At 62.3% G+C, this 20,067-nt stretch carries 25 protein-coding genes; 17 read left to right on the top strand and 8 right to left on the bottom strand.

The features are described 5' to 3' along the window. Window positions 1-148 precede the first annotated feature (148 nt). Genes ccmB through OS035_RS14260 form a run of 4 tightly spaced genes read left to right on the top strand, consistent with a single transcriptional unit; the run spans window position 149 to window position 2,394 of the window. Complete coding sequence (ccmB, locus tag OS035_RS14275) at window positions 149-808, top strand: heme exporter protein CcmB (RefSeq protein WP_183855538.1); 660 nt, start codon at window positions 149-151, stop codon at window positions 806-808. A gap of 48 nt (window positions 809-856) precedes the next feature. Continuing rightward, window positions 857-1,618: a heme ABC transporter permease gene (locus tag OS035_RS14270; RefSeq protein WP_183855536.1), complete on the top strand. Its 762-nt coding sequence runs from the start codon at window positions 857-859 to the stop codon at window positions 1,616-1,618. A 3-nt stretch (window positions 1,619-1,621) separates the two neighbouring features. Continuing rightward, complete coding sequence (gene ccmD / locus OS035_RS14265; protein WP_183855534.1) at window positions 1,622-1,789, top strand: heme exporter protein CcmD; 168 nt, start codon at window positions 1,622-1,624, stop codon at window positions 1,787-1,789. After that, window positions 1,786-2,394: a DsbE family thiol:disulfide interchange protein gene (locus OS035_RS14260; RefSeq protein WP_097624957.1), complete on the top strand. Its 609-nt coding sequence runs from the start codon at window positions 1,786-1,788 to the stop codon at window positions 2,392-2,394. Before ccmD ends, OS035_RS14260 begins: the two co-directional genes overlap by 4 nt. Window positions 2,395-2,568: 174 nt before the next feature. On the opposite strand, the gene OS035_RS14255 is transcribed toward OS035_RS14260, so the two are convergent. From OS035_RS14255 to OS035_RS14230, 6 genes are all read right to left on the bottom strand, one after another. Further along, window positions 2,569-3,156 (bottom strand): DUF2585 domain-containing protein, encoded by a 588-nt coding sequence (locus OS035_RS14255; RefSeq protein WP_331813817.1) that lies wholly within the window; start codon window positions 3,154-3,156, stop codon window positions 2,569-2,571. Beyond that, window positions 3,153-3,797 carry a septation protein A gene (locus OS035_RS14250; RefSeq protein ID WP_026188550.1) on the bottom strand — a complete coding sequence of 215 codons (645 nt, stop codon included), beginning with the start codon at window positions 3,795-3,797 and terminating at the stop codon, window positions 3,153-3,155. Before OS035_RS14250 ends, OS035_RS14255 begins: the two co-directional genes overlap by 4 nt. Window positions 3,798-3,873: 76 nt before the next feature. Then, window positions 3,874-5,469: a signal recognition particle-docking protein FtsY gene (gene ftsY, locus OS035_RS14245; RefSeq protein WP_331813816.1), complete on the bottom strand. Its 1,596-nt coding sequence runs from the start codon at window positions 5,467-5,469 to the stop codon at window positions 3,874-3,876. 16 nt (window positions 5,470-5,485) lie between these two features. Further along, entirely contained in the window at window positions 5,486-6,760 is a 1,275-nt protein-coding gene (gene mtaB, locus OS035_RS14240) for a tRNA (N(6)-L-threonylcarbamoyladenosine(37)-C(2))-methylthiotransferase MtaB (protein WP_331813815.1), read from the bottom strand. Next, window positions 6,757-7,662: a diaminopimelate epimerase gene (dapF, locus tag OS035_RS14235; protein ID WP_018243977.1), complete on the bottom strand. Its 906-nt coding sequence runs from the start codon at window positions 7,660-7,662 to the stop codon at window positions 6,757-6,759. The genes mtaB and dapF overlap by 4 nt, the downstream gene beginning before the upstream one ends. Window positions 7,663-7,772: 110 nt before the next feature. Further along, window positions 7,773-7,976: a hypothetical protein gene (locus OS035_RS14230; RefSeq protein WP_097624963.1), complete on the bottom strand. Its 204-nt coding sequence runs from the start codon at window positions 7,974-7,976 to the stop codon at window positions 7,773-7,775. A gap of 421 nt (window positions 7,977-8,397) precedes the next feature. Between OS035_RS14230 and ffh the strand changes: the two genes are divergently transcribed. The 11 genes from ffh to OS035_RS14175 all read left to right on the top strand — a co-directional run bounded on the left by ffh (window position 8,398) and on the right by OS035_RS14175 (window position 16,955). Continuing rightward, window positions 8,398-9,984: a signal recognition particle protein gene (gene ffh, locus OS035_RS14225; protein WP_097624964.1), complete on the top strand. Its 1,587-nt coding sequence runs from the start codon at window positions 8,398-8,400 to the stop codon at window positions 9,982-9,984. A 16-nt stretch (window positions 9,985-10,000) separates the two neighbouring features. Further along, the gene (locus OS035_RS14220) at window positions 10,001-10,321 is read left to right on the top strand and encodes a chorismate mutase (protein WP_011427149.1); all 321 of its coding nucleotides are present in this window, start codon (window positions 10,001-10,003) and stop codon (window positions 10,319-10,321) included. A 44-nt stretch (window positions 10,322-10,365) separates the two neighbouring features. Next, window positions 10,366-10,737 (top strand): 30S ribosomal protein S16, encoded by a 372-nt coding sequence (gene rpsP / locus OS035_RS14215; protein WP_097624965.1) that lies wholly within the window; start codon window positions 10,366-10,368, stop codon window positions 10,735-10,737. Between the two features lie 115 nt (window positions 10,738-10,852). Continuing rightward, window positions 10,853-11,422 (top strand): ribosome maturation factor RimM, encoded by a 570-nt coding sequence (rimM, locus tag OS035_RS14210; protein ID WP_097625143.1) that lies wholly within the window; start codon window positions 10,853-10,855, stop codon window positions 11,420-11,422. Further along, window positions 11,422-12,123 (top strand): tRNA (guanosine(37)-N1)-methyltransferase TrmD, encoded by a 702-nt coding sequence (gene trmD / locus OS035_RS14205; protein ID WP_097624966.1) that lies wholly within the window; start codon window positions 11,422-11,424, stop codon window positions 12,121-12,123. The genes rimM and trmD overlap by 1 nt, the downstream gene beginning before the upstream one ends. Window positions 12,124-12,335: 212 nt before the next feature. Then, the gene (gene rplS, locus OS035_RS14200; RefSeq protein ID WP_028758031.1) at window positions 12,336-12,890 is read left to right on the top strand and encodes a 50S ribosomal protein L19; all 555 of its coding nucleotides are present in this window, start codon (window positions 12,336-12,338) and stop codon (window positions 12,888-12,890) included. 145 nt (window positions 12,891-13,035) lie between these two features. Then, a complete protein-coding gene (locus OS035_RS14195; protein WP_097624967.1) occupies window positions 13,036-13,833 on the top strand; it encodes a transporter substrate-binding domain-containing protein in 798 nt (265 codons plus the stop codon). 16 nt (window positions 13,834-13,849) lie between these two features. After that, on the top strand, window positions 13,850-14,662 hold the full coding sequence (locus tag OS035_RS14190) for an amino acid ABC transporter permease (RefSeq protein WP_097624968.1): 813 nt from the start codon (window positions 13,850-13,852) through the stop codon (window positions 14,660-14,662). A 36-nt stretch (window positions 14,663-14,698) separates the two neighbouring features. Continuing rightward, entirely contained in the window at window positions 14,699-14,860 is a 162-nt protein-coding gene (locus OS035_RS14185; RefSeq protein WP_003589725.1) for a hypothetical protein, read from the top strand. A 75-nt stretch (window positions 14,861-14,935) separates the two neighbouring features. Beyond that, the gene (leuC, locus tag OS035_RS14180) at window positions 14,936-16,345 is read left to right on the top strand and encodes a 3-isopropylmalate dehydratase large subunit (protein ID WP_097624969.1); all 1,410 of its coding nucleotides are present in this window, start codon (window positions 14,936-14,938) and stop codon (window positions 16,343-16,345) included. A 256-nt stretch (window positions 16,346-16,601) separates the two neighbouring features. Continuing rightward, window positions 16,602-16,955: a cell surface protein gene (locus OS035_RS14175; RefSeq protein ID WP_331813814.1), complete on the top strand. Its 354-nt coding sequence runs from the start codon at window positions 16,602-16,604 to the stop codon at window positions 16,953-16,955. Between the two features lie 197 nt (window positions 16,956-17,152). Here the strand turns inward: OS035_RS14175 and OS035_RS14170 are convergent, their stop codons facing one another. Next, window positions 17,153-17,983 carry an aldo/keto reductase gene (locus OS035_RS14170; protein ID WP_331813813.1) on the bottom strand — a complete coding sequence of 277 codons (831 nt, stop codon included), beginning with the start codon at window positions 17,981-17,983 and terminating at the stop codon, window positions 17,153-17,155. A gap of 132 nt (window positions 17,984-18,115) precedes the next feature. After that, window positions 18,116-18,637, bottom strand: a complete 522-nt coding sequence (locus OS035_RS14165; protein ID WP_331813838.1) for a L,D-transpeptidase family protein — start codon at window positions 18,635-18,637, stop codon at window positions 18,116-18,118. 167 nt (window positions 18,638-18,804) lie between these two features. Between OS035_RS14165 and OS035_RS14160 the strand changes: the two genes are divergently transcribed. Together OS035_RS14160 and OS035_RS14155 are read left to right on the top strand one after the other, a co-directional pair. After that, a complete protein-coding gene (locus OS035_RS14160; protein WP_003582964.1) occupies window positions 18,805-19,488 on the top strand; it encodes a response regulator transcription factor in 684 nt (227 codons plus the stop codon). A 114-nt stretch (window positions 19,489-19,602) separates the two neighbouring features. Continuing rightward, entirely contained in the window at window positions 19,603-20,058 is a 456-nt protein-coding gene (locus OS035_RS14155; RefSeq protein ID WP_183778437.1) for a cyclic nucleotide-binding domain-containing protein, read from the top strand. Window positions 20,059-20,067 lie beyond the last annotated feature (9 nt).

Below are 20,067 nucleotides of genomic sequence, written 5' to 3'. Positions count from 1 at the left end.
ATCGGCCAGGGGCACCCTCTTGCCCCAATGAAACGCCGCAGATAGCCGCGGCCGCTCGGCGCACGATTAAGGTTTCGCGAAGCCGGTGCATCATGCCCGGCAGGGCAGAGGGGGGTGCCGCCCCATCAACCGCACAGAGCCGCCCCGCATGACCGCCCTCTTCCTCCGCGATCTCAAACTCTCGATCCGCGCCGGCGGCGGCGCGCTGGTCGGGGTGCTGTTCTTTCTGACGGTCGTCGCCGTCATCCCCTTCGGCGTCGGTCCCGATCTCAAGCTGCTGTCGCGCATCGGCCCCGCCATCGTCTGGATCGGCGCGCTGCTGGCCGCACTTCTCGGCCTCGACCGGCTGTTCCAGGCCGAGCGCGACGACGGCTCGCTCGACCTGATGCTGATGCAGGATACGCCGCTCGTTCTCACCGTACTCGTCAAATGCTTCGCCCACTGGACGGCGACCAGCCTGCCGCTGGTCATCGCCTCGCCGCTGCTCGGCCTGTTCATGAACATGGACGAGGCGGCGATCGGCGCGACCGCGCTGACGCTTCTTGTCGGCTCGCCCGCCATCACCTTCATCGGCGCCGTCGGCGCCGCCGTCGCCGTGGCGCTGCCGCGCGGCGGCCTGCTGGTCTCGATCCTTGTGTTGCCGCTGACCATCCCGGTGCTGATCTTCGGCGTCAGCGCCGCCTATGCCGCGGTCGAGGATCCCGCCCCGTTCCTGCCGCCTTTCCTCATCCTCATCGCGCTGACGCTGTTCTTTGCCGTCATCGGCCCGGCTGCCGCCGCGCTGGCGCTGCGAAACACGGCGGATTGACCAGCCATTCGATTGCGGGAAAAGCCGGATCAAGGTAAGGAAGCGGACATGAGCCAAACGAGCCTTGCCATCAGCAAATTCAGCGATCTCGCCAACCCGACGCGGTTTCTGGCGCTGGCAGCACGCGTCATTCCGTGGCTGGCCGGAATCACCGCCCTCTGTTTTCTGATCGGCCTCTATCTCAGCTTCTCCACAGAGGGCGATTACCAGCAGGGCGAGACCGTGCGCATCATGTATGTCCACGTACCCGCGGCCTGGCTGTCGATGATGTGCTACACGATCATGAGCGTCTCGGCGATCGGCACGCTGGTCTGGCGCCATCCGCTCGCCGACGTATCCGCCAGGGCCGCAGCCCCGCTCGGCGCCGCCTTCACCCTGCTCGCCCTCGTCACCGGCTCGCTCTGGGGCAAGCCGATGTGGGGTACCTGGTGGGTCTGGGATGCGCGGCTGACCTCCGTTTTCGTTCTCTTCCTGATGTATCTCGGCCTGATTGCGCTCGGCCGCGCCATCGACGATCCGTCGAGGGCCGCGCGCGTTTCCGCCGTCCTCATCCTCGTCGGTTTCATCAACATCCCGATCATCAAATTCTCGGTCGAGTGGTGGAACACGCTGCATCAGTCGGCAAGCGTGATGCGCCTCGACGGCCCGGCGATCGATCCGGAATTCCTGCGGCCGCTCTTCGTCATGGCGATTGCCTTCACCCTGCTCTTCTTCACGCTGCATATCATGGCGATGCGCAACGAGATCTGGCGCCGCCGCATCGCCGCCCAGCGCCGTCTTGCCGCCCGCATGGCGAGCCGGGAGGAGTAGCTGGTGACGCATGCCTTCTACGTCTACGCCTCCTACGGCTTTGCAGCATTCATGACGGCCGCCGTCACGCTCTGGACCTGGGCCGACGGTCGGGCGCGCCGCCGGGAACTCGCAGCGCTTGAAGCCGCCGGCATCCGCCGCCGCTCGGCCCACAAAAGGGACAGCGAATGAGCGAGACGCCCGAAACCGGAATCACCAAGCCGCACGGCCTTGGCCGTTATGCGCTGGCGCTTCTGCCGCTGATCGTTTTCGGCGGCATTGCGGCAACGGCCGCAAAGATGCTCTACGACCAGGATTTCCACGGCAAGAACATCGCCGAAATCCCCTCCGCCCTGATCGGCACCAAGGCACCGGCACTGGACCTGCCGCCGCTCGAGGGCGCCAATCTGCCGGCGCTGACCGATACGGCCATCAAGGGCAAGCTGACCCTCGTCAACGTCTTCGCCTCCTGGTGCGTCCCCTGCCGCGACGAACATCCCGTGTTGAAAGAACTGGCGAAAGACGGCCGGCTGAACATCGTCGCCATCAACTACAAGGACCAGAACGACAACGCCCTGCGTTTCCTCGGCGAACTCGGCAATCCCTATCAGGCGATCGGCATCGACCCGAACGGCAAGGCGGCGATCGACTGGGGCGTCTACGGCATCCCGGAAAGCTATCTGGTCGCCCCGGACGGCACGATCCTCTACAAACGCGTCGGCCCCTTCGACGATATCAGCCTGAAGGAAGGGCTGTTTCCGGCGATGGAAAAAGCGTTGGGGAAGCCGGGTTCGTAAGAGCTTCTCCCAAGAAAACCCCTCCCCAACCCCTCCCCACAAGGGGGGGACTAACTTAGCGCACTGTATGGTGCCAAGCAGTAACCTCTGCGGATGAAACGGTGAAGTGGAAAACGTCGGGCGCGGCACTCAAGCCCCTCCCCCTTGTGGGGAGCGGTCATAATCAAACGCGGTTTATAACCCGCCCTGCCAGACCTTGATCGCCTCCACCGGCCAGATCAGCATCACCACGTTCAACGTCAGATTATCGCGGATTACATAGCCGGTGAAAACTTCGAAGAAGATCGCGATCGCCACCGTCAGCGCCACCGGCGCCCGCGATGCGAAGAAGAAGCCGATGCACATGAAGACGGTGTCCATTGCCGAATTCAGGATGCTGTCGCCGTAATAGTCGAGTGCGATCGTCGCCGTGCGATAGCGGTCGATGATCAGCGGCGAATTTTCGAGCAGTTCCCAGCCGGATTCGATGACGAGCGCCAGCAACAGCTTTGCCGCCAGCGGCTTGCGGCGCAGGACGAGATGGCCGAGCCCGTAGAACAGGAAGCCGTGGATGATATGCGACGGCGTGTACCAATCCGACAGATGCTGCGAATTGCCGCTGGTATTGACCCCGCCCTCCCACAGCTTGACATAACCGCAGGAGCAGATCGGCACGCGGCCCATCAGATATTCGGCGGCAATCTGAATGATCAGAACCGCAAGGCAGGCGGCGAACCAAAAGGTTTGGTGTCTTACCCGGTATTCGGCCTCTGCAGCGCTCACTTCTCGCCGTCCGTTTCCAGATTGATGCTGTGCTTCAATACCAGCGGCATCTGCGCCAGCGTGAAGATGATGGTGATGGGCATCGTGCCCCAGACCTTGAAGGCGACCCAGGTACCGTCGGAAAAATTGCGCCAGACGACTTCGTTCAGCACAGCGAGGAAGAGAAAGAAGATGCCCCAGCGGATGGTGAGCTTGCGCCAGCCCTCGGCATCGAGCTGAAAGGCCGCATTGAAGACATAGCCGAGCAGCGACCTGCCGAAGGCCAGTCCGCCGAGAAGCGTCACCCCGAAGAGTGCATTGACGATGGTCGGCTTCATCTTGATGAAGGTTTCGTTCTGCAGCCAGATCGACAGCGAGCCGAAGATGAGCACGACGATGCCGGATACAAAGGGCATGATCGGCAGATGGCCGAGCACGATCTTCGACACGATCAGCGAGATGATCGTCGCCGCCATGAAGAGGCCGGTCGCGACGAACAGCGGTCCGCCCAATTCGGAAAGAGCAGGAAACGTCTCCACCAGCCACTGGCCACGCAGATTGGCGAAGAAGAAGATCATCAGCGGCCCAAGTTCCAGCGCCAGTTTCAGCAGCGGGTGATGCCGGTCGGCTGCGGTCGGTGTGATATCGCTTTCGGTGCTCATGCGTTCTTCAAACCTGTTTTCCTGGAAACCTGTTTCCGGCCGTGCCTTGCAGGCTTTCGGCGGCATATCTGTGGCATCATTGCCCAAGTCCGGCAATGGCATGGGCAAAGTCCTCCGCCTCGAACGGTTCCAGATCCTCGACGCCCTCGCCGACGCCGATGAAATAGACCGGCAGCTTGTGCTTGGCGGAGATGGCAACAAGAATACCGCCGCGCGCCGTGCCGTCGAGCTTGGTCATGATCAACCCGTTGACACCGGCGACGTTGCGGAAGATCTCGACCTGGCTGAGCGCGTTCTGCCCGGTCGTGGCATCGAGCGTCTGCAGCACGGTGTGCGGCGCATCGGGATCGAGTTTGCCGAGCACGCGCACGATCTTCTCGAGTTCGGCCATCAGCTCGGCCTTGTTCTGCAGGCGGCCGGCGGTATCGACGATCAGCACATCGCATTTTTTCGCCTTCGCCTGTTCGAAGGCATCATAGGCAAGGCCGGCGGCATCGGCGCCGAGCTTGGTGCCGATGAATTCGGATTTCGTCCGGTCGGCCCAGATTTTCAGCTGCTCGATCGCAGCCGCACGGAAAGTATCGCCGGCGGCCAGCATCACCTTCAGCCCGGCGCCGGAAAGCTTCGCCGCAAGCTTGCCGATCGTCGTCGTCTTGCCCGTGCCGTTGACGCCGACGACGAGGATGACATGCGGCTTGTGCGAGAGGTCGAGCTGCAGCGGCTTGGCGACCGGCTTCAGGACCTTGGCGATTTCGGACGCCATGATCCGGCTGACATCCTCGCCGGTGACATCCTTGCCATAGCGCTCGGACGCCAGCGTATCGGTGACGCGCAGCGCGGTCTCGACGCCGAGATCGGCCTGGATCAGCAGATCTTCGAGATCCTGCAGCGTCTCGTCATCGAGCTTGCGCTTGGTGAAGAGCGCGGTGATCTGGCTGGTCAGCTGCGAAGAGGTGCGCGCAAGACCGTTGCGCAGACGCTGGAACCAGCTGAGCTTCGGCTGCAAGATAACCGGCTCCGGCTCGACGACCTTCGGGCCGGTGGCGAAGCCTTTGGGGAGGATGGGAGAGCCAATCTCCGGTTCTGCCGGGGGGCTACCCCCCTCTGCCCTGCCGGGCATCTCCCCCAGAGGTGGGGAGATTGGCTGGGAGGGCGAATCCAGTCCTGCATCATCCTCAGTCGGAATCTCTTCCGGTTCAGTTGGAATCTCTTCCGGAAGCCTTTCGACGATCTCTTCGAGGTCAGCCGGCTGTTCTAGCGCTCCGGTCTCCACATGATCTCCCGCCTGGTGGGGGAGATGTCCCAGAGGGACAGAAGGGGGTATTTCCGCAACGGTTTCGGTAACCGCCTGGATTTCAGTCTCCGCCTCCGCTGCTGCCTCGGCTTCCAGCAATGAAAGCGGCACGACACCCATGTCGCGCAATTGGTCGGCGGCGGGCAGGATTGCGGATTCGACATCATCTTCAGCAACCGGCGCCTCGACCCCGCCCTCGTCAATATCTGAAGCGGGCCCGCCGGCAGTATCCATTTCCTCGGCCAGCACTGGATCGTCAGCAACCGGCAGATCTTCGTCGCGCGAACGCGGCTCCAACTCCTTTTCCACGGCCGCAGGCACAGGTTCTTCAGCCGGCTTGCCGAAGGTGAAGACCTTTTTGATGAAACTGAGCGCCATGGGGATTCCGTGAAAGTCAGGCCGCGGCTGCGGCCGTCAATTGCATGTCGAGATGCTTGCCATTGTGGCCGGTGATCGTGACCGGCACAAGTTCGCCGGGACGAAGGCCGGGCGCGGAGACCAGCGTGAAATTCTCCGTATGCGCCAGGCCGTTGTTTTCAACAAGCAGCCATTGCCGGGTTCCGATCATCCCATCGAGATGGGATTGATGCAGCCTATGTCCAGTGGCGCGCAGCCTTGCGGCGCGATCCTTGACCAGCGACCGGTCGAGCTGCGGCATGCGCGCTGCCGGCGTGCCGGGACGCGGACTGTAGGGGAAGACATGCAGATGGGCGATAGCAGCCTCTTCGGCCAGCCGCACGGCATTCTCGAACATCTCTTCGGTTTCCGTGGGAAAGCCGGCGATCATATCGGCGCCGAAGCTCATCTCCGGGCGAAGGCGACGCGCATCCTCGATGAAACGCAGCGCATCGGCGCGCAAATGCCGGCGCTTCATACGCTTCAGGATCATGTCGTCGCCATGCTGCAGCGAGAGATGCAGATGCGGCATGAAGCGTGGCTCGTCGGCGATGAGATCCATCAGGTGGGCATCGGCCTCGATGCTGTCGATCGAGGAAAGCCGCAGGCGGCGGATATCGGGGATCTGCTTCAGAAGGGTCTTCGCCAAAAGCCCGAGCGTCGGGGCGCCCGGCAGATCGCCGCCATAGCTGGTGGCATCGACGCCGGTCAGCACGATCTCGCGGTAACCGCCATCGACGAGATTGCGGGCCTGGTCGACGACAGCTCCCATCGGCACGGAGCGGGAATTGCCGCGGCCATAGGGAATGATGCAGAAGGTGCAGCGATGGTCGCAGCCGTTCTGCACCTGGATGAAGGCGCGCACATGGCCATCAATGTGCCTGACCATCTGCGGCGCCGTCGCCTTGACACTCATGATGTCGTTGACGCGAAGTTTCTCTTCGGCCGAAACGCCGAAGTCCGGCAGGCCGCGATAGGAGGCGCTCGTCAGCTTCTCCTCGTTGCCGAGCACGGCATCGACCTCCGCCATCGCGGCGAAGGTCTGCTTTTCCGTCTGCGCGGCACAGCCGGTGACGATGATGCGGGCATGCGGATTGTCACGCCGTGCCCGGCGGATCGCCTGGCGGGCCTGGCGCACCGCTTCGCCGGTTACGGCACAGGTATTGACCAGGACGGCATTGTTGAGCCCGGCCTTTTCAGCCTGCGCCTTCATCACTTCGGATTCATATGTGTTGAGGCGGCAGCCGAAGGTAATGACCTCGATGCCGCTCACTGCGCCTCCGCCTCTCGGTCAGCCTCGCGCGACCAGAGACCGGTCGCAGGATCGAGCCTGCCCGACCATTCCCATTCGGCCGGGCCGGTCATGATCACATGATCGTCGCGCTCGCGCCATTCGATGGAAAGCGTGGCCGGCGGCTTGGCGCTGGCCACATTGATCGTCACCTTGCGGCCGGTACGGCCGGTGCGCGCAGCACTGACAGCAGCAGAACAGGCAGCCGAGCCGCAGGCGAGCGTCAGTCCAGCGCCGCGCTCCCAGGTGCGCGTCGTCACTGATGTCGGCGACGTCACTTGCGCCAGCGTGATATTGGCGCGCTCGGGAAACATCGGATGGTTTTCCAGCAGCGGTCCGAAGCGGGCGAGATCATAGGACATCACGTCCCTGTCCACCCAGAAGATCGCATGCGGATTGCCCATCGACATCGCCGACGGCGAATGCAGCACCGGCTTGTCGATCGGGCCGATCTGCAGTTCGATGCGGCTGGTGTCGTGGAATTCTTCCGCCAGCGGGATCCTGTCCCAATCGAACACCGGCCGGCCCATATCGACCGAAATCGTCCCGTCCTCGTGCTCGACGGCGTTGAGGATGCCGGCGACCGTCTGGAAGGTAAAGACCTTCCTGCCGGTCTCGGCGGCAAGCGCCTGCACGACGCAGCGCGTGCCGTTGCCGCAGGCCTGCGCCTTCGAGCCATCGGAATTCAGGATATCGATGAAGGCATCGGTGCCTTCGGCCTTCGGATCATGGATCGCCATGATCTGATCGAACTCAGTCTGCGGATCGGCATTGAGCGCGACCGCCGCCGCAGGCGTCACCTTGTCCGGCCGGCCGCGCATGTCAACGACCAGGATCTTGTTGCCAAGCCCGTTCATCCTCGCGAATTCGACCGTTGCGCTCATGATATCTTCCGTCCGTGTTTCCGCTGTATATGGCGGAAATGCGAAGGAATTACCAGTGGGCGAGTGGGCGCAGCTATTGCCGCCGGTCGCCCTTTCGAGGCCGTCCGGTTTTACGGCTCAACACCGTCGGAAGCAAAAGACGCCGCATGCGCTTCGACGATGGCGGCGGTAATGACCTTTCTCAGCTCGTAGACCAGCGAGCGGGACCGTTTGCGATCCAGATCCTGTGCCGCTTTGGCAAGACTAAGGCCTTCGTTCAGAACAATATGATGGGCCCGTGCCAGTGCCCAGCTTTCAATATCAGGATTGATCATTCGTATCTCCGCCGGATCATCCGGCATCAAGGATATTCACGAATCATTTTTACAGGATGCACTTAAGTAGAAAGTAGAATCATAAGCAGAATATTTTGCAACTGGCCTCTATGGCGTTTGGACTGTCCGCGGGAAATTAAACCGGTCGTGCCCGGACCACGCAGGCTCTGGGAACGCCCGTTATGCGGTCTTCGGTCCGCATTCGCTTGACTTTCCCGCCGCTTTCCTGTTTATCGCGCCCAATCCGCGACGAGCCGCATGACTCCGAGCCGCCGACCGGGACCTGAGATCCCGGAGGTCAACACCCGACAGCGCGATGCGCCCTCGGGTGCTTTTTGGCTTTGCGTCTTGTTTTCGTCAAGGAAAAGCACGACGTTTCCGGGCAGATCGAACCCGCCCGAAACGTATCAAGGAAGAGCCGATGTTTGAAAACCTCCAGGACCGTCTTGGATCCATTCTGAATGGACTGACAGGCCGTGGCGCGCTTTCGGAAGCCGATGTTTCCGCAGCGCTGCGAGAGGTTCGCCGTGCGCTGCTCGAGGCCGACGTCGCGCTCGATGTCGTGCGTTCCTTCACCGACCGCGTGCGTGAAAAGGCCGTCGGCGCCGAGATTCTGAAGTCGATCAAACCCGGCCAGATGGTCGTCAAGATCGTGCATGACGAGCTGATCGAGATGCTGGGCGGCGAAGGGGTCGGCATCGACCTGCATGCGCCCGCCCCCGTCGTCGTCATGATGGTCGGCCTGCAGGGTTCCGGCAAGACGACGACGTCGGCGAAAATTGCCCATCGCCTGTCGACACGCGAGAAGAAGAAGGTGCTGATGGCGTCGCTCGACACGCGCCGTCCGGCAGCCCAGGAGCAGCTTCGCCAGCTTGGCGCGCAGGCCAATATCGACACGCTGCCCATCATATCAGGCCAGTCGCCGACGGATATCGCCGCCCGCGCCGTGCAGGCGGCAAGGCTCGGCGGCCACGACGTCGTCATCCTCGATACCGCCGGCCGCACCCATATCGACGAGCCCTTGATGGTCGAGATGGCCGACATCAAGAAGCGCTCGAACCCGCATGAAATCCTGCTGGTCGCCGACTCACTCACCGGTCAGGACGCCGTCAACCTCGCCCGCAGTTTCGACGAACGCGTCGGCATCACCGGTCTGGTGCTGACCCGCATGGACGGCGATGGCCGCGGCGGTGCCGCCCTTTCCATGCGCGCCGTCACCGGCAAGCCGATCAAGCTGATCGGCGTCGGCGAGAAGATGAGCGAGCTCGAGGAGTTCCATCCCCGCCGTATCGCCGACCGCATCCTCGGCATGGGCGACATCGTCTCGCTCGTGGAGCGCGCGGCGGAGAACATCGACGCCGAGAAGGCGGCCGCCATGGCCGCCAAGATGGCCAAGGGCAAGTTCGACCTCGACGATCTCGCCGACCAGCTGCGCCAGATGCAGAAGATGGGCGGCATGGGCGGCATCATGGGGATGATGCCCGGCATGGCCGGTATGAAGGACAAGATGGCCGCAGCCGGCCTCGACGACAGACTTTTCGGTCGCCAGATCGCCATCATCCAGTCGATGACCAAGGCCGAGCGCGCCAATCCCGATCTGCTCAAGCATTCGCGCAAGAAGCGCATCGCCGCCGGCTCCGGCACCGATGCCGCCGCCATCAACAAGCTTCTGAAGATGCACCGCCAGATGGCCGACATGATGAAGATGATGGGCGGCAAGGGCAAAGGCGGCATGATGAAGCAGATGATGGGCGGCCTTGCCGGCAAGATGGGGCTTGGCGGCGGCCTGGGCGGTATGGGCGGTGGCATGCCCGATCTCTCGAATATCGATCCTCGGCAGCTCGAGGCCCTGCAGAAGCAGGCCGAAGCAGCGGGACTTGGAAAGCCGGGTGGGGGTATGCCCGGTCTCGGCGGTCTGCCGGGTGGTTTGCCTGGCCTCGGCGGCGCCAAGCTGCCGGGCCTTGGCGGTGGTTTCCCGGGATTGCCCGGATTGCCGAAGAAGAAGTGAAAGGATCGCTTGCCCCATGATTGATCCAGACGTCAAAGCCCAGCTCGCGAGCTATCGTCAGTCGATCGACAATATCGATGCCGCTCTCGTGCATATGCTGGCCGAACGCTTCCGCTGCACCAAAGAGGTCGGCGTGCTGAAGGCCAAATACAATCTGCCGCCGGCCGATCCGGCGCGCGAGGAATACCAGATCGAACGCCTTCGCCAGCTGGCGAAAGCCGCCAATCTGGACCCGGATTTCGCCGAGAAGTTCCTGAACTTCGTCATCAAGGAAGTCATCCGGCATCATGAGCAGATCGCTGCGGATCACGCTGAACAAAGCGCCGCAGCCCGATAACCCGCCTGATCAGGCGATCAAGAAAAGCCTAAGGAGTAAAGAACATGGCACTGAAAATTCGTCTCGCCCGCGGTGGCTCCAAGAAGCGCCCGTATTACCACGTCGTTCTCGCCGACGCGCGCAGCCCGCGTGACGGCCGCTTCCTGGAAAACCTCGGTTCCTGGAACCCGATGCTCGCCAAGGACGACGAGAAGCGCGTTCAGCTGAACGCCGAGCGCATCAAGCACTGGATCGAAAACGGCGCCCAGCCGACCGACCGCGTTCTGCGCTTCCTCAATGAGGCCGGCGTTGCCAAGCGCGAAGCCAAGAACAACCCGGTCAAGGCAAAGCCGGGCAAGCGCGCCCAGGAACGCGCCGCCGAAAAGGCTCAGAAGGTGGCTGACGCCGCCGCTGCTGCTGCCGACGCCGCAGAATAATCGGGACAATCCCTTGTCTAACGGGCGGCATGGCGACATGCCGCCCGTTTTCGTTTCCAATTACCCGCACTTCGTTTATGAGAAACCTGTCTTTCGGCTTCACATGAAGGAACCCATGACAAAGCTTGAAAACCCCGTTCTGATGGCGACGATCGGCGGCGCGCAAGGCCTCCGGGGAGAGGTACGCGCCAAGGCCTACACGGCCGATCCGAGCGCCCTTGGCGACTACGGCCACCTGCACAGCATGGACGGCCGCAGCTTCGAAGTCCTCGAAATCCGCGAGACGAAGAATGTCGTCGTCGTCCGTTTCCGCGGCGTCAACGACCGCAATGCCGCCGAGGCGCTGAACGGCCTCGAGCTCTATATCGAGCGCGACAACCTGCCGGACGAGGAGCTTGAAGATGACGAGTTCTACTATGCTGATCTCGAAGGTCTCGAAGCACGCGACGACAAGGGTGCCAGCTATGGCACCGTCACCGGCGTCTTCGATTTCGGCGCCGGCGATTTGCTGGAGCTCAAAGGTCCGGGCAAGCGCCCGGTGCTGATCCCCTTCTCCGAAGCCTCGGTGCTGGAGATCGACCTCGAGGCCGGCACATTGCTGATCGACCCGCTGGCGGCAGGCTTGGTCGACGACCCCCAAGAGCTTTCGAAATTCACCGCGGACAAGCCGAAAAAGAAGAAGTGATGGCTTTCCGAGTGAGCGTGCTGACACTCTATCCGGAAATGTTTCCGGGGCATCTGGGCTTCTCGCTCGCCGGCAAGGCGATGGAGCGCGGGCAATGGTCGCTGGATGCGGTGCAGATCCGCGATTTCGCCACCGACAAGCACCGCACCGTCGACGACACCCCGGCCGGCGGCGGCGCCGGCATGGTGCTGAAACCCGACGTTCTCGCCCGCGCGATCGACAGCACCGCGGAAAACGACACCCGCCCGCGCCTGCTGATGAGCCCGCGCGGCCAGCCGCTGACACAGAAGCGCGTACGCGAGCTTGCGGCTGGCGACGGCGTCATCATCGTCTGCGGCCGCTTCGAGGGCGTCGATCAGCGAGTGATCGAGGCGCGCGGCCTGGAAGAGGTTTCGATCGGCGACTACGTGCTGTCGGGCGGCGAGCCGGCGGCGCTGATCGTGCTCGACGCGATCATCCGCATCCTGCCCGGTGTCATGGGCAACGATCTTTCCGGTCTGCACGAAAGCTTCGAAGGCGGCTTGCTGGAACATCCCCATTATACCAGGCCGCAGGCGTGGGAAGGCCGGGACATTCCCGCGATCCTGACGTCTGGCAATCACGGTGCCATCGAGAAATGGCGGCACCAGGAGGCGGTGCGGCTGACGCGGGAGCGGCGGCCAGATCTCTTGGAAAAGGCTGAACCTAAGAAAAACGGCTGATTCCAGCCTCCCCTTCACAAAAATGTCGTGCGAGGGATGACAAGCCCCGGCCTTTCGTGTATTGGCGCACGCGGAAATGGGGTTATCCCCGTCTGCCAGCAAACAAAGAATGGCGAACCCGCTCCCGCCCTGAAGGGCAAAGTCCTGAGGCCAGTTCCAAAGGATCAGTGTCGAGCGCTCTGGCTGTTTCAGAAGAACCAAAGGTTAAGACGATGAACATCATTCAGCAGCTTGAGGCCGAACAGGCCGCCAAGATCGAAGCCAAGCGCACGCTTCCCGAATTTTCCCCGGGCGACACTGTCCGCGTCAACGTGAAGGTCACGGAAGGCAACCGTACCCGCGTTCAGGCCTATGAAGGCGTCTGCATCGCCCGCTCCGGCGGCGGCCTGCAGGAAAACTTCACGGTCCGCAAGATCTCCTACGGCGAAGGCGTCGAGCGCGTATTCCCGGTCTACTCGCCGATGATCGAAAGCGTCGACGTCGTGCGCCGCGGTAAGGTCCGTCGCGCCAAGCTCTATTACCTCCGTGATCGTCGCGGCAAGTCTGCCCGTATCGTTGAAGACACCGGCGTCCGCGCCCGCAAGCTCAACGACGCCGAGCGCGCCGCCATTGCCGAGGAAAAGGCACGCATCGAAGCTGAAAAGGTTGCAGCCGCTCAGGCGCTCGCCGCCGAGAAGGCAGCAGCCGAAGCTGCCGAAGCCAAGGCAGCGGCCGAAAAGGCCGCCGCGGAAGCAGCAGCCGCAGCAGCGGAACCGGCTGCAGAATAAGATCTGCGTCACGCAAAATTCTTCGCTTGAAAAGGCGGCCTTCGGGTCGCCTTTTCTATTTTTTGCTTGGGCACGCAGCCGGTGGCCTTGCCTTCGGTACGTTTTCCGTGACAATTTTCGCCGTCCACTCCCGGAGAGCCGTTCAATGTTGTTCCGTCGTACTGTCCTTGCGAGCTTCGCTGCCCTTGCTCTCGCACCCCTGGCCGCATCGGCAGCCGAGCTGCCCGATCTCGGCGGCAAGAGCGTCGTCGTCGTCACCGAGAATGCCTATCCGCCGCTGCAGTTCGTCGACCCGAAATCCGGCAAGGCGATCGGCTGGGAATATGATGCGATGAACGAGATCGCCAAACGGCTGAACTTCAAGGTCGAATATCAAAACACCAGCTGGGATGCGATGATCCAGGCGGTTTCCGACGGCCAGTACAACATCGGCATGACCGGCATCACCATCAAGGAAGACCGCAAGCAGAAGGTGGATTTCTCCGACCCTTACATGCGCTCACAGCAGTTCATGCTGGTGCGCGGCGACGAGAAGCGTTTCACCGACGCCAAGTCCTTCGGCGCGTTCAAGGATGGTCTGGTCGGCGCCCAGCCCGGCACCACGCCCTTCTATACCGCTGTCTATGAAGTGCTCGACGGCAACGAGCAGAACCCGCGCATCAAGCTCTTCGAAACCTTCGGCGCCACCGTCCAGGCTTTGAAGGCAGGCGACGTCGACGTCGTCCTGACCGACGGCACCGCCGGCAAGGGTTATGTCGACGCCTCGAATGGCGCGCTGAAGCTGATCGGCGAGCCGCTCGGCACCGAGGATTTCGGCTTCATCTTCCCGAAGAGCTCCGATCTCGTCGCGCCCGTCAACGCTGCCATTTCAGCCCTCAAGGCCGACGGCACGCTGGATGCGCTGAACAAGAAGTGGTTCCTCGACTACAAGATGGGCGAATGACGCCGAGCCATTGCTGATGGCTTTACGACCCTCTCCCGACAGACACGTCAAGGACGACTATCCCTGGTGGCTGGTCGCGCTCGTCGCGATCGGCGTCATCCTTGCCGCCGTCATCGTCACCAACGATATCTACGCCCAGGTTTTCCGCACCGTCGTCAACGGTGTCGGCATCACCGTCTTCGTCACGCTGGTCGCCTTCGTGCTCGCCACCGTGCTCGGCCTCGGCATCTGCCTGCTCGGCATGGCCGACAGCCAGATCGCGCGGCAGATCGCGCGTTTCTACATCGAGATTATCCGCGGCATCCCGATCCTCGTGCTCCTGTTCTACGTCGCCTTCGTCGGCGCCCCGGCCCTGGTTGCCGGTTATAATTTTCTGATTTCGCCGCTGGTAAACGCAGGCATGGCCGAACCCATCCTGGTGCGCGATCTCTCGCTGATGTGGCGGGCGATCATCGCGCTGACGATCGGTTACTCCTCCTTCATCGCCGAAATCTTCCGGGCCGGCTTCCAGTCGGTCGATCTCGGCCAGATCGAGGCTGCCAAGGCGCTCGGCCTTTCCCGCTACCGGCGCTTCCGCTCCGTCGTCTTCCCGCAGGCGATCCGGGTGATCTTCCCGCCGCTTTCCAACGATTTCGTTTCGATGGTAAAGGATTCATCGCTCGTCTCCGTGCTCGGCGTCGCCGACATCACCCAGATGGGCAAGGTCTATGCCGCCGGCTCCTTTCGCTTCTTCGAGACCTACTCGATCGTCACCTACATCTACCTGATCCTGACGATCGGCCTGTCGCTGGCGCTGCGGCGGACGGAGAAATGGATGAAATCACGCTAAAGCCGTCACAATGAGGAGGCCCCAGACGGGCTGTTGATGATTCAAATTGAAGCCGCCGCGAAAAATCGTTATATGCAGGCGATGGAATCCAAGTTCAGATGCACAGGCGCGCATATTTTCGTGCTGCAGGACCATTATCGCCTGCCGGCGCGGTTCTTTGCATGCGTATCCGGTGCGCTCAACAGCCGACTTCGTTGATCGAATGACGGCCGGCGGAGCTTGATCCGCTTTTTACTCGATTTCCCAAAAGCATCCAAAAACGGACTTAACGCCATGAGCGCACCGCGTACCCTCTACGACAAGATCTGGGACGATCATCTGGTCGACGAACAGGCAGACGGCACCTGTCTTCTCTACATCGACCGGCACCTGGTCCATGAAGTCACCTCGCCGCAGGCGTTCGAAGGCCTGCGGATGACCGGCCGCAAAGTTCGCGCCCCGGAAAAGACGCTCGCCGTCGTCGACCATAACGTTCCGACCTCGCCTGATCGCCATCTCGGCATCAAGAACGAGGAAAGCCGCATTCAGGTGGAAGCGCTGGCGACCAACGCCGCCGAATTCGGCGTCGAATATTATTCCGCAAGCGACAAGCGCCAGGGCATCGTTCACATCGTCGGTCCTGAACAGGGCTTCACCCTTCCTGGCATGACCATCGTCTGCGGCGACAGCCACACCTCGACGCACGGCGCCTTCGGCGCGCTGGCGCACGGCATCGGCACCTCTGAGGTCGAGCATGTGCTGGCGACCCAGACGCTGATCCAGAAGAAGGCGAAGAACATGCTGGTGCGGGTCGACGGCCTGCTGCCGCCGCACGTCACCGCCAAGGACATCATCCTCGCCATCATCGGCGAAATCGGCACTGCCGGCGGCACCGGCCATGTCATCGAATTTGCCGGCGAAGCGATCCGCTCGCTATCGATGGAAGGCCGCATGACCATCTGCAACATGACCATCGAAGGCGGCGCCCGCGCCGGCCTGATCGCCCCTGACGAAAAGACCTTCGAATACATAAAGGGCAAGCCGCGCGCGCCGAAGGGCGAGGCGCTGGAGCAGGCGATCGCCTACTGGAAGACGCTGCAGACCGACGAGGGCGCGCATTACGACCGCGTCGTCGTGCTCGATGCCGCCAGCCTGCCGCCGATCGTCTCCTGGGGCTCCTCGCCCGAGGACGTCATCTCCGTCCAGGGCATCGTCCCCAACCCCGACGATATCCAGGACGAGACCAAGCGCACCTCCAAATGGCGCGCCCTCGACTATATGGGCCTGAAGCCCGGCACCAAGATGACCGACATTACGCTCGACCGCGTCTTCATCGGCTCCTGCACCAACGGCCGCATCGAGGACCTGCGCGAAGTCGCCAAGGTGGTCGAAGGCAAGACGGTTGCTTCAACCGTCGATGCGATGATCGTCCCGGGCTCCGGCCTCGTCAAGGAACAGGCGGAAGCCGAAGGCCTCGACAAGATCTTCAAGGCCGCCGGTTTCGACTGGCGCGAGCCGGGCTGCTCCATGTGCCTTGCCATGAACGACGACCGCCTGAAGCCGGGCGAGCGCTGCGCGTCCACCTCGAACCGCAACTTCGAGGGCCGTCAGGGCTTCAAGGGTCGCACGCACCTCGTCTCGCCGGCAATGGCCGCGGCCGCAGCGATCGCCGGTCATTTCGTCGACATCCGCGAGTGGAACTGATCCGTCGTCCCACGGCAGAGAATGAAAACCGCCCGATGCGCTCTCATCGCATCGGGCGGTTTTGTTTTTCATGGCGGCTGTGCTTCCCTATCACGCTGTAATTCGGGTAAGCCCGATTGCGCATCGGCCGTCTTCCCAATTTCATCCGTTCGGGCAATCGACATCCAGGAGCGCCTGTGGCCTCATCGATATGGGGCGCGATACGCGACAGATACCGTTCCGGCTTCGGCAAACACGCGCCATCGAGGGAATGGCCATGAGGCAGAAAATCGTACGGAGTTTACTGCAAGCCAGCCTGATCGTCTTTGCATCTCTGACTTCGGTCGACGCCGCCGGCGCCGGGACGATCCATCCGGGGATGCCGGCCATGACCGCGTCCGGCCTGCTGCAGCAGGTCGCGCAAAACAAGATCCCATCGCTCAACGGCTATCGCGGCGATGGCAGCGCCCGGCCCGGCTATAGCAAGAGCTCGAACGGCTATTGGTATCCCGCGCGGGCTTTCAACGCTTCGGACGAATATACCGGCTCGATCGGACGGCCGCAGCGCATGCGCAATAGCTGCGACTTCGGCTTTGCCCCGACGAACGGATCGTCGAACTGTAATTACTGATCGAGGCTGCATTCACCGTCATGCGGCGGTCGCCCCGGGTAATTTACCCGGAAGACCGCCGCTGCGATTGCTTTAAGGCATGTCGCGCAAAAGTGTGCCGCGGTTTTGCGGCAACGACATGCGTGAAAACAAAGAGCTAAAGCGCGTCGCATGAATCAAGTTTGACGCGACGCGCTTTAGCCTGATCGCAACGGCGATCAGAAAGTTGCCGTCATCGGATCCGGTCCCATGCGGGCGCCGGCGCTGTCGAGCCTGGCGATCGCCGCCATATCGTCGGCATCGAGCTTGAAGTCGAACACCTGGAAATTTTCCTCGATGCGCGACGGCGTCACCGACTTCGGGATGACGACGAGGCCGGTATCCAGGTGCCAGCGGATGATGACCTGGGCCGGCGTCTTCCGATATTTCCCAGCGATCTCACCGATAACAGGGTTCGAGACGAATTTGCCCTGGCCGAGCGGGCTCCAGGATTCGGTAACGATACCAAGTTTCCTGTGCGCCTCCTGCGCCGCTTTCTGCTGAAAATCGGGATGCAGCTCGATCTGGTTGATGACGGGAACGACACCGGTCTCGCCGATGATGCGCTCCAGATGTTCGGGGCAGAAATTCGACACGCCGATCGAGCGGGCGCGGCCCTCTTCGCGGATGCGCACGAAAGCCTTCCAGGTCTCGGTATAGAGGCCGCGATGCGGCGACGGCCAGTGAACGAGATAGAGGTCGACATAATCGGAACCGAGCTTCTTCAGGCTGCCGTCGAAGGCGCTGAGCGTATTGTCGTATCCCTGATCGGTGTTTCTGAGCTTGGTGGTGACGAAGATGTCCTTGCGGTCCAGACCGGAGGAGCGGATGCCTTCGCCGACACCCTCTTCATTGTCGTAGCCGGACGCCGTATCGGTATGGCGATAGCCGGCGGCAATCGCCGCGCGCACCGTCGGAGCGGCAATTTCCTGCGGCGTCTGCCAGACGCCGAGCCCGACCTGGGGAATGGAATGTCCGTCATGGAAAGTGATGATGGGTTGAGCGGTCACACTATATCTCCGGGAGTTTGAAAGAATGGGACGAGGCATGAATTGCGCCCACACTTTGGGGCGTCCCGGAGCGCATTTCAGCCTTAGCGCTCGGTCACCGGAAACATATAGGCGGCCGGATCCGGAAGACAATCAGAGGACCCGAACAATCGTGCCCTTCCGAAGATGCGGCAGAAGCCGGCGCATGTCGGCCAGGCTCACCGCCACGCAACCGGCCGTCGGCTCGTAGCCCGGTCGAATGAGATGGAAGAAGATCGCCGAGCCGCGATTGCGCGCCCGCGAGGAGATGTTCCAATCCATGACCAGGCAGACATCGTAGAGCCCGTCGCTACGCCGCATCTCCTCATGGCTTGCGCCGAACGGCGCCCGGACGAGGCGGTTGTAGCTGGCGTTGCCGGGCTGATCGCACCAGAGCATGTCAGCGCGGATCCGGCGGATGGGAAGCGGAGTGGCAAGCCGGCCGTTCCGCTCACCGCGCCGGAAGCCTGATATCAGCCGCATCGAGGCGATCGGTGTGGCGCCGTCGCCCTCGCGCTTGATCACGGTGCGGCCGGAGCGGCCGATCGCGGCGGGGACGGTGATCGCACCGAGCCGGACGATCGCCCGGCTCTTGCGCCCGGGCGCCGGCCGCACCACGATCGTCGACGGCTTCACCCCCGGCTCCCGCCTTGTTTTTTCCATTTTTCTCGCATGTCTTGCATTGTCTGGGGCTCCGATTGAAATCATATCAAAACCTGCGCTGCAACGGCCCGCCGCGCGATCCTTGCCAAATGAGGAATTTGGCGTAGGACTAGGGGACTTAACATGAGGAAAGCAAGGGCATGACCGCACGCACCATTCTTCTGGTGGATGACGACGATGACCTTCGTCAGACGCTGACGGAGCAATTGTCGCTGTATGAGGAATTTTCGGTTCTGCAGGAAGCCAACGCCGGCAAGGGTGTCGCAACCGCCCGCTCGACACCGGTCGATCTGTTGATCATGGATGTCGGCCTGCCCGATATGGACGGCCGTGAGGCGGTGAAGCTGCTGCGCAAGGGCGGCTTCAAGGCGCCGATCATTATGCTGACCGGCCACGATACCGATTCGGATACGATCCTCGGCCTCGAAGCCGGCGCCAACGACTATGTCACCAAGCCTTTCCGCTTCGCCGTGCTGCTCGCGCGCATTCGCGTGCAGCTGCGCCAGCACGAGCAGAGCGAGGACGCCACCTTCACCGTCGGCCCTTACCTCTTCAAGCCGAGCCAGAAGCTGCTGACCACCGACAACGGCCAGAAGATCCGCCTGACGGAAAAGGAAGCGGCGATCATCCGCTACCTTTACCGCGCCGAACAGAAGGTCGTCACTCGCGACGTGCTCCTCGAAGAGGTCTGGGGCTATAACTCAGGCGTGACGACGCATACGCTGGAAACCCATGTCTACCGTCTGCGCCAGAAGATCGAACGCGATCCCTCCAATGCCGAAATCCTGGTTACGGAAAACGGCGGCTATAAGATCATACCCTAGAGCATTTCCGTTTTCTCAGAATTCGAAAATGCTCTATCTCTCTGTTTTCACGCAATTCCGGATGCAAGACCGCGACGCAGTTTTGCCGGGATTGCTCTAAGGCGAAAAGCCCGCATGGCGCTGACCGACGACATCCGCATGCTCGCGCAGCTTCCTCTGTTCAAGGACATGAACGAGGATCACCTGCGGCTGATTGCCTTCGGCGCCGACCGGCGCATGATCGCCGCCGGCCAGATGCTGTTTCGCCAGGGCTCGCCCGCCGAGAGCGCCTATGTCGTCCTCAGCGGCAGCCTGGAGCTGAGCGCGACGAGCAGTGACGGCATACAGAGGACGGAGGGGGTCGTCGGCCCGGGAACGCTGGTTTCCGAGCTGGCGCTGGTCACGCTGGTGGAGCGCAAATTCACCGCGGTCGCGCGCGAGGACACCAGCATCATTCGCATCACCCGCGCCCTTTTCCACCGGCTGATCGAAGAATATCCGGACGCAGCCCGGCTGATCGAGAACCGCATCCGCGACAATCTCGCCGAACTTGCGGCAAAGGCCGCAAGCCAGTTCTACCGCTTCAGCTGACCGCCGTTG

The organism is Rhizobium sp. 268 (genome assembly GCF_036571585.1).
Lineage (GTDB): Bacteria > Pseudomonadota > Alphaproteobacteria > Rhizobiales > Rhizobiaceae > Rhizobium > Rhizobium redzepovicii.
Note: the sequence above shows the minus strand (reverse complement) of the source record. Positions and strands in the feature narration are given on the sequence as shown.

What these genes read in the sequence shown, in the direction of transcription:
- ccmB (WP_183855538.1), top strand. Translation starts at nt 149, where the DNA reads ATGACCGCCCTCTTCCTCCGCGATCTCAAACTCTCGATCCGCGCCGGC.
- OS035_RS14270 (WP_183855536.1), top strand. Translation starts at nt 857, where the DNA reads ATGAGCCAAACGAGCCTTGCCATCAGCAAATTCAGCGATCTCGCCAAC.
- OS035_RS14260 (WP_097624957.1), top strand. Translation starts at nt 1,786, where the DNA reads ATGAGCGAGACGCCCGAAACCGGAATCACCAAGCCGCACGGCCTTGGC.
- OS035_RS14250 (WP_026188550.1), bottom strand. Translation starts at nt 3,797, where the DNA reads ATGAGCACCGAAAGCGATATCACACCGACCGCAGCCGACCGGCATCAC.
- ftsY (WP_331813816.1), bottom strand. Translation starts at nt 5,469, where the DNA reads ATGGCGCTCAGTTTCATCAAAAAGGTCTTCACCTTCGGCAAGCCGGCT.
- dapF (WP_018243977.1), bottom strand. Translation starts at nt 7,662, where the DNA reads ATGAGCGCAACGGTCGAATTCGCGAGGATGAACGGGCTTGGCAACAAG.
- OS035_RS14230 (WP_097624963.1), bottom strand. Translation starts at nt 7,976, where the DNA reads ATGATCAATCCTGATATTGAAAGCTGGGCACTGGCACGGGCCCATCAT.
- ffh (WP_097624964.1), top strand. Translation starts at nt 8,398, where the DNA reads ATGTTTGAAAACCTCCAGGACCGTCTTGGATCCATTCTGAATGGACTG.
- OS035_RS14220 (WP_011427149.1), top strand. Translation starts at nt 10,001, where the DNA reads ATGATTGATCCAGACGTCAAAGCCCAGCTCGCGAGCTATCGTCAGTCG.
- rpsP (WP_097624965.1), top strand. Translation starts at nt 10,366, where the DNA reads ATGGCACTGAAAATTCGTCTCGCCCGCGGTGGCTCCAAGAAGCGCCCG.
- rimM (WP_097625143.1), top strand. Translation starts at nt 10,853, where the DNA reads ATGACAAAGCTTGAAAACCCCGTTCTGATGGCGACGATCGGCGGCGCG.
- trmD (WP_097624966.1), top strand. Translation starts at nt 11,422, where the DNA reads ATGGCTTTCCGAGTGAGCGTGCTGACACTCTATCCGGAAATGTTTCCG.
- rplS (WP_028758031.1), top strand. Translation starts at nt 12,336, where the DNA reads ATGAACATCATTCAGCAGCTTGAGGCCGAACAGGCCGCCAAGATCGAA.
- OS035_RS14195 (WP_097624967.1), top strand. Translation starts at nt 13,036, where the DNA reads ATGTTGTTCCGTCGTACTGTCCTTGCGAGCTTCGCTGCCCTTGCTCTC.
- OS035_RS14190 (WP_097624968.1), top strand. Translation starts at nt 13,850, where the DNA reads ATGGCTTTACGACCCTCTCCCGACAGACACGTCAAGGACGACTATCCC.
- OS035_RS14185 (WP_003589725.1), top strand. Translation starts at nt 14,699, where the DNA reads ATGATTCAAATTGAAGCCGCCGCGAAAAATCGTTATATGCAGGCGATG.
- leuC (WP_097624969.1), top strand. Translation starts at nt 14,936, where the DNA reads ATGAGCGCACCGCGTACCCTCTACGACAAGATCTGGGACGATCATCTG.
- OS035_RS14175 (WP_331813814.1), top strand. Translation starts at nt 16,602, where the DNA reads ATGAGGCAGAAAATCGTACGGAGTTTACTGCAAGCCAGCCTGATCGTC.
- OS035_RS14160 (WP_003582964.1), top strand. Translation starts at nt 18,805, where the DNA reads ATGACCGCACGCACCATTCTTCTGGTGGATGACGACGATGACCTTCGT.
- OS035_RS14155 (WP_183778437.1), top strand. Translation starts at nt 19,603, where the DNA reads ATGGCGCTGACCGACGACATCCGCATGCTCGCGCAGCTTCCTCTGTTC.